General features: G+C 46.4%; 6 protein-coding genes and 3 rRNA genes. 1 reads left to right on the forward strand and 8 read right to left on the reverse strand.

The window, feature by feature from the left end; genetic code table 11:
• Nucleotides 1-14 precede the first annotated feature (14 nt).
• The 6 genes from MHH63_RS24080 to gyrA form a co-directional block, all read right to left on the reverse strand.
• Nucleotides 15-1,631 carry an ABC transporter substrate-binding protein gene (locus MHH63_RS24080; protein ID WP_076195273.1) on the reverse strand — a complete coding sequence of 539 codons (1,617 nt, stop codon included), beginning with the start codon at nucleotides 1,629-1,631 and terminating at the stop codon, nucleotides 15-17.
• A gap of 154 nt (nucleotides 1,632-1,785) precedes the next feature.
• Nucleotides 1,786-1,902: ribosomal RNA gene (gene rrf, locus MHH63_RS24085) — 5S ribosomal RNA — on the reverse strand.
• Between the two features lie 128 nt (nucleotides 1,903-2,030).
• Nucleotides 2,031-4,956, reverse strand: a 23S ribosomal RNA gene (locus tag MHH63_RS24090).
• A gap of 232 nt (nucleotides 4,957-5,188) precedes the next feature.
• A 16S ribosomal RNA gene (locus MHH63_RS24095) occupies nucleotides 5,189-6,746 on the reverse strand.
• The 16S, 23S and 5S rRNA genes sit together here, the layout of an rRNA operon.
• Before the next feature lie 380 nt (nucleotides 6,747-7,126).
• Nucleotides 7,127-8,224: an HD-GYP domain-containing protein gene (locus tag MHH63_RS24100; RefSeq protein ID WP_341172173.1), complete on the reverse strand. Its 1,098-nt coding sequence runs from the start codon at nucleotides 8,222-8,224 to the stop codon at nucleotides 7,127-7,129.
• Between the two features lie 256 nt (nucleotides 8,225-8,480).
• Complete coding sequence (gene gyrA / locus MHH63_RS24105) at nucleotides 8,481-11,045, reverse strand: DNA gyrase subunit A (RefSeq protein WP_076191454.1); 2,565 nt, start codon at nucleotides 11,043-11,045, stop codon at nucleotides 8,481-8,483.
• A 356-nt stretch (nucleotides 11,046-11,401) separates the two neighbouring features.
• Here gyrA and MHH63_RS24110 point away from each other — a divergent pair, with 356 nt between their 5' ends.
• On the forward strand, nucleotides 11,402-12,277 hold the full coding sequence (locus tag MHH63_RS24110; protein WP_341172174.1) for a YheC/YheD family protein: 876 nt from the start codon (nucleotides 11,402-11,404) through the stop codon (nucleotides 12,275-12,277).
• A gap of 80 nt (nucleotides 12,278-12,357) precedes the next feature.
• Here the strand turns inward: MHH63_RS24110 and gyrB are convergent, their stop codons facing one another.
• Both gyrB and remB read right to left on the reverse strand, forming a co-directional pair.
• Nucleotides 12,358-14,268 carry a DNA topoisomerase (ATP-hydrolyzing) subunit B gene (gene gyrB / locus MHH63_RS24115; protein ID WP_036677726.1) on the reverse strand — a complete coding sequence of 637 codons (1,911 nt, stop codon included), beginning with the start codon at nucleotides 14,266-14,268 and terminating at the stop codon, nucleotides 12,358-12,360.
• Between the two features lie 47 nt (nucleotides 14,269-14,315).
• Nucleotides 14,316-14,564: an extracellular matrix regulator RemB gene (remB, locus tag MHH63_RS24120; RefSeq protein ID WP_036677731.1), complete on the reverse strand. Its 249-nt coding sequence runs from the start codon at nucleotides 14,562-14,564 to the stop codon at nucleotides 14,316-14,318.
• Between the last annotated feature and the right edge of the window lie 2 nt (nucleotides 14,565-14,566).

Consider the following 14,566-nt stretch of genomic DNA (forward strand, 5'->3'; position numbering starts at 1 on the left):
CTGCTTAGGATTCATCATTGGCTGATGCGGACATCTTCGAAACGGGCACTGCCGTTCGGTAGAACAACGAGACCGTCAACTGAAGAACGAATACCTTTTAAAACATCTGGATAGTAAAGAGGAATATAAGGAACTTCATCAGCAAGGGTCTGCAGCAGCTTAGTATAGATTTGTGCACGTTCATCGCCATCCGCAGTTTTTTGTCCCTCATATAGAAGCTTCGTTACTTCATCATTTGTATAATGCGTCCAATATGATTTGCTGAAGCCTTCCGGATCGGTCTGGAAAGCAATAATTGAGTTCGCTTCAGGGGAATCCGCTTGGCCACTGTTCAGCATTGCCGCAAAATCATATGCGAAGAAACGTTCACGGAAAGTGGCAAGTTCAATCGATTCAATCTCAATCTTAATCCCGATCGTTTGGCCCGCTGCCTGAATAATTTGTGCCTCTTGAGCTCTTGTGCTATTACCGGATGCTACAAGTAATTTGGTAGTGAAGCCATTAGGGAAGGAAGATTTTGCAAGCTCCTCCTTGGCTGCTTCGATATTAAAGTTCAGTGCTTTGATTGTATCATTTGCGTTATAAGGAATCGTTGTTGGCAGCAATGAGTTTGCTGTTTGTGCATAACCAAAGGTTAGCGCCTTGGTCAAGCCCTCACGATCAAGCGCCAGCGCCAGAGCGCGACGGACATGCACATCAGAAAAATGTTCATCCAACGTATTAAAGAACAATTGCTCTGTCACCCAACTACCGTTAGTAACTACTTTAGTGTCAGCCCCGTCTTTAATCTCATTGGCATTTTGCAGAGCCAAAGATTCAATAGCATTAACTTCTCCAGCCTTCAGCTGGTTAATCGCTTGGCTGTCATCTTCAATCAGCTTATAAACGAGCTTATCAATATAGGGTTTACCTTCTTGCCAGTAGAATGTATTCTTAGTGAAGGTCAGATCACCAGCAGTGTCCCATGTTTCAACAACAAAAGGTCCCGTACCGATTGGTTTCTTGAAGAATTCCTCTTCGGATACTCCCCCGAAATTGTTAGGAAGGATACCATTTGAGAAATTAGATAGCTCCGAGATAAATGGTGTATAAGGCTCTTTAAGTGTAATAACAAGCGTTTTGTTATCTTGCGCTTTGATTGTGTCGACCTTTGCGGATATTGCAAGCGGGCCGCCTACCTTCAAGTGCCGCTCAAGAGAGAATACAGCATCTTCTGCGGTCACATCCGTACCATTGGAAAACTTCAACCCATCACGAAGCTCGAATGTATACGTCAGACCATCTTCACTGATATTATGTGACTTAGCAAGCCAATCTACAATTTCACCTTTGCTGTCAAAAGCGACTAATGATTCAAAGACTTTGTCGATTGCAAAAGCATTGTTGGACGTAATCTGATTATGCAAATCCAGCGAAGTTACAGAAGCAGGTCGTCCATAGACGAAAGTCCCTCCCGTTGCAGGTTCTGCAGTTTGAGGACTTTGAGTTGCCGGACTCGCACTTTCCTGTGCCTCTTTATTTGAATCAGCCTTATTATTAGACCCCGAGCACCCTGCAATTAACATCAATAGCAAAACTGCTATTGCCCCCAACAGAATTGGTTTCTTAATAGATACACTAAAGTACGACATAATTCGCTCCCCCTATAATTCTTATATGTTTAGTATGAATTGTATTATGGGTTAAACACTCTAGTCTGTCAAACATAATTTAATTTGCAACAATCCTTAAGTAAATATACATAACAAAAAGACCACTGTCGATTACTCAACAGTGGTCTTGCGTGCTTGGCAACGTCCTACTCTCCCAGGACCCTTCGGTCCAAGTACCATCGGCGCTGGAGGGCTTAACGGTCGTGTTCGGGATGGGTACGCGTGGAACCCCTCCGCTATCGCCACCAAACATGCGTCTGTGAAACAGACGCTGCCGCGTGAAATTCGGTTCATCACCTGAAGTGACAATGAATTTCTAAGCGTATTTCAGGCTTGATGCCTGAAAACTGAATCCGAAACAAATCTGCATTTTAAGTATAGGATAAGCCCTCGACCGATTAGTATTGGTCAGCTCCATGCATTACTGCACTTCCACCTCCAACCTATCTACCTCGTCGTCTTCAAGGGGTCTTACTAATTGGGAAATCTCATCTTGAGGGGGGCTTCACGCTTAGATGCTTTCAGCGCTTATCCCGTCCGTACGTAGCTACCCAGCCATGCTCCTGGCGGAACAACTGGTGCACCAGCGGTACGTCCATCCCGGTCCTCTCGTACTAAGGACAGCTCCTCTCAAATTTCCTGCGCCCACGACAGATAGGGACCGAACTGTCTCACGACGTTCTGAACCCAGCTCGCGTACCGCTTTAATGGGCGAACAGCCCAACCCTTGGGACCTACTTCAGCCCCAGGATGCGATGAGCCGACATCGAGGTGCCAAACCTCCCCGTCGATGTGGACTCTTGGGGGAGATAAGCCTGTTATCCCCAGGGTAGCTTTTATCCGTTGAGCGATGGCCCTTCCATGCGGTACCACCGGATCACTAAGTCCGACTTTCGTCCCTGCTCGACTTGTAGGTCTCGCAGTCAAGCTCCCTTATGCCTTTGCACTCTGCGAATGATTTCCAACCATTCTGAGGGAACCTTGGAACGCCTCCGTTACTCTTTAGGAGGCGACCGCCCCAGTCAAACTGCCCGCCTGACACGGTCCCCGTACCCGATAAGGGTACTAGGTTAGAACCTAGATACGATCAGGGTGGTATCCCAACGGCGCCTCCACCGAAGCTTGCGCTCCGATTTCTACGGCTCCCACCTATCCTGTACAGATCGTACCCAAATTCAATATCAAGCTGCAGTAAAGCTCCATGGGGTCTTTCCGTCTTGTCGCGGGTAACCTGCATCTTCACAGGTATTAAAATTTCACCGGATCTCTCGTTGAGACAGCGCCCAAGTCGTTACGCCATTCGTGCGGGTCAGAATTTACCTGACAAGGAATTTCGCTACCTTAGGACCGTTATAGTTACGGCCGCCGTTTACTGGGGCTTCGGTTCATAGCTTCGGGTTACCCCTAACCACTCCCCTTAACCTTCCAGCACCGGGCAGGCGTCAGCCCGTATACTTCGCCTTGCGGCTTCGCACAGACCTGTGTTTTTGCTAAACAGTCGCTTGGGCCTTTTCACTGCGGCCCCCTCGTGCTATTCACACTACCGGGGCACCCCTTCTCCCGAAGTTACGGGGTCATTTTGCCGAGTTCCTTAACGAGAGTTCTTCCGCGCGCCTTAGAATTCTCTTCTCGCCTACCTGTGTCGGTTTGCGGTACGGGCACCTTCTCCTGGCTAGAGGCTTTTCTTGGCAGTGTGAGATCATGACCTTCGCTACTATAATTTTCGCTCCCCATCACAGCCCAGCCTTAACGATGTGCGGATTTGCCTACACATCAGCCTCACTGCTTAGACGGACATCCATCAGTCCGCGTCACTACCCTCCTGCGTCACCCCATCGCTCATAGCGGATTACGGTGGTACAGTAATTTCAAACTGTTGTCCTTCGACTACGCCTTTCGGCCTCGCCTTAGGTCCCGACTTACCCTGAGCGGACGAGCCTTCCTCAGGAAACCTTGGGCTTTCGGCGGATCAGATTCTCACTGATCTTTTCGTTACTCATACCGGCATTCTCACTTGTGTAGTGTCCAGCGCTCTTTTCAGTACACCTTCAACCCCTACACAACGCTCCCCTACCCCAGATACATAGTATCTAGCCATAGCTTCGGTGGTGTGTTTAGCCCCGTTACATTTTCGGCGCAGAGTCACTCGACCAGTGAGCTATTACGCACTCTTTCAATGGTGGCTGCTTCTAAGCCAACATCCTGGTTGTCTGTGCAACTCCACATCCTTTCCCACTTAACACACACTTGGGGACCTTAGCTGATGGTCTGGGCTGTTTCCCTTTTGACAATGGATCTTAGCACTCACTGTCTGACTCCCGGCAATAAGTATATGGCATTCGGAGTTTGACTGAGCTTGGTAATCCTTGCGGACCCCGCACCCAATCAGTGCTCTACCTCCACTACTCTTATACCGAGGCTAGCCCTAAAGCTATTTCGGGGAGAACCAGCTATCTCCGAGTTCGATTGGAATTTCTCCGCTACCCCCACCTCATCCCCGCACTTTTCAACGTACGTGGGTTCGGGCCTCCAGTGCGTGTTACCGCACCTTCACCCTGGACAGGGGTAGATCACACGGTTTCGGGTCTACGTCCACATACTCATTCGCCCTATTCAGACTCGCTTTCGCTGCGGCTCCACCTTCTCGGCTTAACCTTGCATGTTAAACGTAACTCGCCGGTTCATTCTACAAAAGGCACGCCATCACCCATTAATAGGGCTCTGACTTTTTGTAAGCACACGGTTTCAGGTTCTATTTCACTCCCCTTCCGGGGTGCTTTTCACCTTTCCCTCACGGTACTGTTTCACTATCGGTCGCCAGGTAGTATTTAGCCTTAGCAGATGGTCCTGCTGGATTCATACGGGGTTTCACGTGCCCCGCACTACTCGGGATCCGTCTCGGAGAGAACACAGTTTAGGTTACAGGGCTTTTACCTCTATCGCGGGCCTTTCCAGACCTCTTCACCTACCATATTCCTTTGTAACTCCATGTGAGACGTCCCACAACCCCTAAGAGCAAGCTCTTAGGTTTAGGCTGTTCCGCGTTCGCTCGCCGCTACTGACGGAATCACTATTGTTTTCTCTTCCTCAGGGTACTTAGATGTTTCAGTTCCCCTGGTCTGCCTCTACATTTCCTATGTATTCAGAAATGAGTAACTGCGAATTACCACAGCTGGGTTTCCCCATTCGGACACCCCCGGATCAAAGCTTGCTTACAGCTCCCCGAGGCAGTTTCGTTGTTCGCCACGTCCTTCGTCGGCTCCTGGCGCCTAGGCATCCTCCGTGTGCTCTTATTAGCTTAACCTTGATTCTTCCGAAGAAAAATCTCACTAATAACATTTACTTGTTTACACAAGTTGCTAAAAGATGTTCTAAAACGCAAATTCGTTTCGGTATCCAGTTTTCAAGGATCAAGTCTTACTTGAGAGCTTAAACTCTCAAAACTGAGCAACGAGTGAGTAACAGGCCTAAACCTGAGTTTTGGAAGTTAAACTTCCGATTTGAATGTCCTCATTGCAGAGAACGATTCTCCATAGAAAGGAGGTGATCCAGCCGCACCTTCCGATACGGCTACCTTGTTACGACTTCACCCCAATCATCTACCCCACCTTCGGCGGCTGGCTCCCTTGCGGGTTACCCCACCGACTTCGGGTGTTGTAAACTCTCGTGGTGTGACGGGCGGTGTGTACAAGACCCGGGAACGTATTCACCGCGGCATGCTGATCCGCGATTACTAGCAATTCCGACTTCATGCAGGCGAGTTGCAGCCTGCAATCCGAACTGAGACCGGCTTTGATGGGATTGGCTCCACCTCGCGGCTTCGCTTCCCGTTGTACCGGCCATTGTAGTACGTGTGTAGCCCAGGTCATAAGGGGCATGATGATTTGACGTCATCCCCACCTTCCTCCGGTTTGTCACCGGCAGTCACTCTAGAGTGCCCAGCATTACCTGCTGGCAACTAAAGTTAAGGGTTGCGCTCGTTGCGGGACTTAACCCAACATCTCACGACACGAGCTGACGACAACCATGCACCACCTGTCTCCTCTGTCCCGAAGGCCGCTGCTATCTCTAGCAGATTCAGAGGGATGTCAAGACCTGGTAAGGTTCTTCGCGTTGCTTCGAATTAAACCACATACTCCACTGCTTGTGCGGGTCCCCGTCAATTCCTTTGAGTTTCAGTCTTGCGACCGTACTCCCCAGGCGGAGTGCTTACTGTGTTAACTTCGGCACCAAGGGTATCGAAACCCCTAACACCTAGCACTCATCGTTTACGGCGTGGACTACCAGGGTATCTAATCCTGTTTGCTCCCCACGCTTTCGCGCCTCAGCGTCAGTTACAGCCCAGAAAGTCGCCTTCGCCACTGGTGTTCCTCCACATATCTACGCATTTCACCGCTACACGTGGAATTCCACTTTCCTCTTCTGTACTCAAGCCACCCAGTTTCCAGTGCGACCTCAGGTTGAGCCCAAGGTTTAAACACCAGACTTAAATAGCCGCCTGCGCGCGCTTTACGCCCAATAATTCCGGACAACGCTTGCCCCCTACGTATTACCGCGGCTGCTGGCACGTAGTTAGCCGGGGCTTTCTTCTCAGGTACCGTCACTCCGGTAGCAGTTACTCTACCGGACGTTCTTCCCTGGCAACAGAGCTTTACGATCCGAAAACCTTCATCACTCACGCGGCGTTGCTCCGTCAGGCTTTCGCCCATTGCGGAAGATTCCCTACTGCTGCCTCCCGTAGGAGTCTGGGCCGTGTCTCAGTCCCAGTGTGGCCGTTCACCCTCTCAGGTCGGCTACGCATCGTCGCCTTGGTGGGCCGTTACCCCACCAACTAGCTAATGCGCCGCAGGCCCATCCCTCAGTGACAGATTGCTCCGTCTTTCATTCTTCTCTCAGGAGAAAAAAGAAATTATCCGGTATTAGCTACCGTTTCCGGTAGTTATCCCAGTCTGAAGGGCAGGTTGCCTACGTGTTACTCACCCGTCCGCCGCTAAGTTACTTTGAAAGCAAGCTTTCAAAGTAACTCCGCTCGACTTGCATGTATTAGGCACGCCGCCAGCGTTCGTCCTGAGCCAGGATCAAACTCTCCAATTAGTATTGAAAAGAGCGATATGCTCATTTTGAAACATCTGACGAGAAAATTAATTCTCTAATTTTGGATTTCACTTGCGTGATTTCCTACTCACTCGTTGTTCAGTTTTCAAAGATCAAGTTCTCGTTGGCGCCGTTTAATGTCTCAGCAGCAACTCTTATACTATATCATGTTCGGCTATTTAATGTCAAGCTCTTTTTTTAACTTCTTTTTCGAGCTCGGCATGTGTACTTCTTGGCCGGACTTAGAATATATCATGTATGGAGATGCATTGCAAGTCTTTTTTTGAAATATAATAGATAAATGAGAGACTGTGCTGCCATAAGCCTCAATACTGCGATATATAATGGCTAGCACAGCCTTATTCCCTTGTACCTACGCCCTAAGCAATGATCTCTTGAATATACAATTCACGTTCCAACATCAAGTTAACTATTGCTTCCTCTATTTTAACCATCGGACGTGTAGGGTTTGCGCGATCTGTGAAGATAATCTCCCCATGACGGCCATCACTTAATTTGATTCTAGTGCCATTAAAGAGATCAGTACTCTTCTGTATAAACGTCTGCACAATCACTGGGTCAAGCTTACCGAAGCTTTCTGTCAGAATCTGCTCTAGTACCAAATAAGGAGACTGTGCTCTTCTGTAGGCTCTTTCTAAGGTCATAGCATGGAATATATCTGCTACTGCGACTACTTTAGCGTAGAAATGAATCTGACTGCCGTCCAGCTTCAATGGGTAACCAGAGCCATCAATCTTCTCATGATGCTGCAAGGCGGCAAGTCTTACCCCTTCATTAATCGCTGTAACATTGCGTAATAATTGATAACCATATGTAGTGTGTCGGCGAACCTCTTCTATTTCACTATTGTTAAGTGACTCCGGTTTCTGTAAAAGTGAGCTGTCTACTTTTGCATTGCCGATATCATGTAATAATCCTGCAAAAGCAATCTGCATCCAATCCTTTTGTGGGTACCCACACCACTGAGCAATTTTATAGGATGTCAACGCGGACAACACAGCATTGTGATAGTTGTAATCCTCATACTTTAAAGTGCGCGGTGTAAACTTCAAGACATGATAATCCTTCAAATAACCTATTAGTGTCTCTAACTGACTGCGAAGCTCAAAAATAGGAAGTGAAGCTGCCGTTACCGATCGATAGCTGTTCTTAATAAGAGTGAGCATTTTATCGTATTCATCATGTAGAGGAGAATTAGTCTTGGCCAACATCGATTCGTTGATAATGGCTCCAGCTTTAGGGGAAGCTTGCTTAGCTGTTGTCTTGGCTCCATCCGAACTGGCCTCACCTTGGTCACCTTCGATTTCCACTTGCCCAATCAAAAAAGCCTGTAAAATATCTAGATCACGAGGGAGCAATATTTTTCCCTTAGTGAATAAAGTCCCCCCTAAAGGTGTAATTACATCCTTTATTATCTTTGAGCCTGCTTTAACTTCTCCAACCAATATATTTGGCATATACTCAGCCCCTTAATTTCTATAAGCCGTACACCCAGCATTACCTCACATTGATAAGACAGATAATTTCTGAGAAATTAGTACTTTATAGGATTCTATTGGCTAATTATAGTACGGATAAATGGAAGACACTAGTGCAGTGAAAACTATTCTTTCAAAATATTTATTTTATTTTTATAAGCATCGGTCATTCAAATAGCAACAAAAAGAGCAAGAACTTCTGTAAAAGAAGCCCTTGCTCTTTTTTGAATTCAACCTATTCTAAGTCAGTGTCTTCGTCCTCAGTCAGGATCTCAGGCTGATCAATATTGCCAGATTCCTCGACTGTATCTTGCCCATCCAGGCCTTCTTGCCCTTCCAAGCCTTCCAGACCTTCCACTTCCTCAGATTCATCCTCTTCGTTCTTGTCAGCTCTACACAGGGTAGCTACTGCGTCATCCTCACGGATGTTAATCAGCTTAACCCCTTGAGCATAACGGCCCATAGTAGAAATTCCATCCATGCTGGTACGAATCAGGGTACCGCTAGTCGTAATAATCATTAAGTCTTCATCCTTCTTAACGACCTTAAGACCCACTACAGGACCATTCTTATCGGTGAGATTAATGGTCTTGATCCCTTTACCGCCACGAGTCTGGGAACGATAATCACCGGCTGGTGTCCGTTTACCATAGCCCTTGGTAGTAACAATCAGAACCTCAAGCTCCTTATCGACACAGTCCATACCAATGACATGGTCATTACCGTCAAGCGTAATGCCCTTAACGCCAGTCGCGCTACGTCCCATAGAACGCACATCATTCTCTGAGAACGTGATCGACATTCCGCGAGCTGTACCGATAATGAGATTTTGCTGTCCATCAGTCAGCTTAACCTCGATTAGGGAATCTTCTTCACGAAGATTAATAGCAATAAGACCGCCTTTACGGATGTTGTTATAATCCCCAAGAGGCGTCTTCTTCACGATACCCTCGCGGGTAGCAAAGAATAAATATTTGTCGCTATCGCCATCTTCCACTTGGATTACCGCACTAATCTTCTCACCTTGTTCGATTTGAATCAGGTTGATGATTGGCGTCCCCCGGGCTGTACGGCCCAATTCTGGGATCTCATAAGCTTTAATCCGGTAAACTTTACCCTTATCGGTAAAGAACATCAGATAGTTATGAGAGTTACTCACGAAGAGATGCTCCACGAAATCCTGGTCCTTGGTGTCCATCCCCATGACTCCGCGACCTCCGCGCTTCTGACTGCGGTAGGTGCTGACAGGTAGACGTTTGATATATCCTGTATGTGTAATAGTGATAACAACCTCTTCACGTGGAATAAGGTCTTCATCCAGGATACTTTCTTCACCAACCGTAATCTCTGTCCGGCGTTCATCAGAATATCTATCGCGGATATCCTGCAGCTCGTTGCTGATGATTTCCAGTACAAGATGCTCGTTAGCCAGAATTTCACGGTACTCTGCAATTTTAACGATCAATTCGTTATATTCATTCTCGATCTTTTCCCGTTCCAGACCGGTCAGACGTTGCATCCGCATATCGAGGATAGCCTGAGCCTGCTCTAAACTGAGGCTAAAGGTGCTCATTAATCCTTCGCGGGCTATATCAGTTGTCCGTGAAGCACGGATTAACGCAATCACTTCATCCAGATGATCAAGCGCAATGCGCAGACCTTCTAAGATATGAGCGCGTGCTTCAGCTTTTTTAAGATCAAATATAGTACGACGACGAATAACTTCAATCTGGTGCTGCAAATAATGATAAAGTACATCACGCAGATTAAGAATTTTCGGCTCGTTATTTACGATGGCAAGCATGTTGATCCCAAATGTGGATTGCATAGAAGTATGTTTATATAGATTGTTCAATACTACATTTGGATTAACATCGCGTCTCATCTCAACAACTACACGCATACCGTTACGGTCAGACTCATCTCGAAGATCCGTTATACCTTCGATCCGTTTCTCACGTACTAATTCTGCGATTTTTTCAACCAATCTTGCTTTGTTAACCTGGTATGGAAGCTCATGCACAATGATGCGAGCCTTGCCGTTGTTCTCTTCGATCGTTGCCTTCGCACGCATGGTTACTGAACCACGCCCCGTACGATAAGCCTGACGAATGCCCTCACGACCCAAAATATATCCAGCCGTAGGGAAATCCGGACCTTGGATAAACTCCATCAATTCCATTGGCGTGATATCAGGATTCTTAATCATCGCCTGCACACCATCGATAACTTCACCAAGGTTATGCGGTGGAATATTAGTAGCCATACCTACAGCAATACCAGATACCCCATTTACGAGCAGATTCGGATAACGGGCTGGCAATACAACCGGCTCATTCTCTTCACCATCATAGTTGGGTGCGAAGTCAACTGTCTCTTTGTTCAAATCACGAAGCATTTCGCCTGCAATCTTGGAGAGACGGGCTTCTGTGTACCGCATCGCCGCGGCCATATCACCATCAATCGAACCAAAGTTCCCGTGACCGTCTACAAGCATATAGCGCATCGAGAAATCCTGAGCCATCCGTACCATTGTTTCATAGACAGCTGAGTCACCGTGAGGGTGGTACTTACCGATAACCTCACCGACGATTCTTGCAGATTTCTTATGAGGCTTATCCGCAGACATTCCAAGCTCCGACATCGCAAACAAAATGCGTCGGTGAACCGGCTTGAGTCCGTCCCGCACATCTGGCAAAGCCCGGCTAACAATGATGCTCATTGCGTAATCCATAAAGGATTCACGCATTTCCACGCCAATGTCCCGATCTTTGACTTGTGGGTTATTTTGTTCAGCCATGAGTTGCTGGACCTCCTTCAGTTAAAAAACCGCTACCCTTAATTATATTACTTTCACAAAAGTAGCACAATTAAACATGATAGCCTTTTATCTTCTAATATTGATTTCTTTTTGCGCTTATCAGGGTATTTGCCCTTTCCGCAAATATCTTTACTACATAGACTGTAAAGACAAGAAACACGGTTTTATTATCCTAATATCGTTCGATAAGGCATAACCCCATATCCTTATATTATACCATTGTTTAGGTAGCTTGTCCTGATTTTCAGCTGTCAAAGATTATGCTGCCACTGCATTTTTTACAACAAGGAACCCAAAGGACCTATTCCTGCACAAAACTCATAAGGAGGAAGATAATGAAGATTCAACGCGTCCCAAGCAAATGGGCTAAAACGAAAGTCATCCTTCAAAATCACTCTCTATTGCAATATGTGCCTGATACCCGTAAATTCGATGTCAATGCTCTTAAGGAGATGCTTGCGTTATATACAATGGTCTATATTAAGCCAGATCGAGGAAGTTATGGTATCGGTGTAATGAGAGCTGAGCAGCGTACTGTAACTCTTAGCACTAGCAAACAGAAAGCTGAACACGGTGCCGACCTCGATAATGTTAATAAAGAAGAGCCCGAAGAACAGATCTTGTATATTTTAAGATATGGGAAGACTGCGGAAGTGTTTTTCTCACCAGAAGAGCTGTATGAGAACTTACAGAAACGAATTCAGAATCGAACCTATTTGATTCAAAAAGGGATTGACCTTCTGCGTCATCAAGACCGCCCTTTTGATCTTCGGGTTCTTACCCAAAAGACTCCATCAGGAGTATGGGAAACAACAGGAATGCTTGGAAGAGTAGCTGCCCCTCAAAAAATCGTCACCAATTATCACAGTGGAGGCAGTATCCTTTCCGTAAGTACTCTGCTAAAAAATTATATGCCGCCCTCTGAAGTCCTAGTTACGATCAATCACTTAAAAGCTTTGGGTATACAAATCGCGGCACAGCTTCAATCTGCCTATCCGGGAATCAAAGAGATTGGTCTGGATATTGCCATGGATCAGCATCTGGATATGTGGCTGCTGGAAGTCAACACTCTTCCGTCCATTGCTGTATTCAAATTATTTCCTGATAAATCAATCTATCGTAAAATACATCGCTATGCCGTAGCCTATGGACGTGTAAAAGCAAGAAAATCCCCTTATTCGACCCGCAATAAACAATCTACAAGAGCCTAAAAAGAAGCTTGAAATCAAAGAACCTCCAGCGTTCTCATTCCGTTAGGAATAGAAGCCGGAGGTTGTATTAAATATTGTTTTTACACATCAAGGTATCTAACGTTCTTGGCATGCTCATGGATAAAGTCACGTCTTGGTTCAACATTGTCACCCATAAGTGTATCAAAAATACTATCTGCCAGCATCGCATCTTCAATCGTAACCTGGAGCATCATACGGGTCTCAGGGTCCATCGTTGTGTCCCAAAGTTGGGTTGCATTCATCTCTCCCAAACCTTTGTAACGTTGGACGTTAACCTTAGCATTTTCTCCAAAAGAAGCGATAATATCATCGCGTTCCTTCTCGCTGCCTGCGTAGCGGATAACCTTATTGCGCTCAATCTTAAAGAGAGGAGGCTGTGCAATATAGATATAACCCGCGTCTACTAGCTTCCGCATGTAACGATAGAAGAACGTTAATAATAGCGTTCTAATATGGGCTCCATCGACGTCGGCATCGGTCATAATAACGACTTTATGGTAGCGAGCCTTCGATAAGTCAAAGTCATCGCTGATCCCTGTGCCCAAAGCCGTAATGATGGCGCGGATCTCCGCGTTAGATAAAATACGGTCAAGGCGAGCTTTTTCAACGTTTAGGATCTTACCACGCAACGGTAGAATCGCTTGGAAATGGCGATCCCGTCCTTGCTTAGCCGATCCACCCGCTGAGTCACCTTCGACGATGTATAGTTCGCTGATCGAGGCATCCTTGGATGAACAGTCGGCGAGTTTACCAGGCAGAGCACTGACTTCAAGCGCACTCTTCCGACGGGTTAACTCACGTGCCTTACGAGCAGCTTCTCGAGCGCGTGAAGCGGAAAGTGATTTCTCAAGAACGCGACGTGACACTGCTGGGTTTTCTTCCAGGAACTCTTGTAATTTCTCTCCGAACAGTGATTCTACGATACCCCGCACTTCACTATTTCCGAGCTTAGTTTTCGTTTGACCTTCGAATTGTGGATCTGGAATTTTGACAGAAATAATGGCTGTCAATCCTTCACGCACGTCATCACCAGTCAGATTCGAATTGCTATCCTTCAGTACTCCCGCTTTACGAGCATAATCGTTGATGATACGGGTCAGCGCACTTTTAAAGCCGGATTCATGCGTTCCGCCCTCATGCGTATTAATATTATTCGCAAAAGAGTAGATGTTCTCAGTATACGAATCGTTATATTGGAGAGCCACTTCAACTTGGATCATATCGCGTGAGCCTTCCACGTAGATCGGATCCTCATGTAGTGCTTCTTTTTTCTCATTCAAATATTTCACATATTCAACGATACCACCCTCGTATTTGAACACGTTGGTGACATCCGTCCGCTCATCATGAAGTGAAAGCTCGATTCCTTTGTTAAGAAAAGCCAGCTCCCGAATACGAGTAAGCAGTGTCGAATATTCAAAAACTGTGGTTTCCGTAAATATTTCAGGATCCGGATGAAAGGTTGTAGTCGTTCCTGTCTCATCTGAATCGCCAACGATTTTGATATCATACTGCGGTGCACCACGTCTATATTCCTGTTGGTAGATATGACCGTCACGTTTGACCTTAACAAGGACCTTTTCAGACAAGGCATTCACTACAGAGATACCCACACCATGCAAACCACCGGAAACTTTATATCCGCCACCGCCGAATTTACCGCCTGCATGCAGCACGGTCATTACGACTTCAAGCGTCGACTTCTTAAGCTTTACATTCTCACCTACAGGTATGCCACGTCCATTATCGATAACAGTGATCGCGTTATCCTCATGTATAATCACTTGAATCCGGTCACAATAACCTGCGAGTGCCTCATCGATACTATTATCGACGACCTCCCATACCAAGTGATGGAGACCTTTAGAACTAGTCGAACCAATATACATGCCCGGACGTTTCCGAACCGCTTCCAGCCCTTCCAGTACCTGAATCTGGCTCTCATCATATGTCGGTTGATTCATTGACATGCCTTCACCTACTTCTTTCTGATTATCTCTTTGTTACCCAATGCAAGTTATATTTCGAGCAAAATTTTGGCTCTTTTTTTAAGAGTGGAGGAGGAAATGGGGGAGTAATACACGATATTTTTAGTTACGACAATAGATTTTGCTTCCTCTTCGCCAATCCGCTCAAGCTTCTTATCCTGCTCAGAGTGAATAACGAATTGCTTAGATACCTTGGAAGATTTCTCAATCGAAATATCAAATATAGCAATTAACTCCGAAGACCTAATGATCTTCTCCCCGCCCAAATGAATATACATGA

This window comes from Paenibacillus sp. FSL H3-0310 (genome assembly GCF_038002785.1).
Classification (GTDB): domain Bacteria; phylum Bacillota; class Bacilli; order Paenibacillales; family Paenibacillaceae; genus Paenibacillus_AQ; species Paenibacillus_AQ odorifer.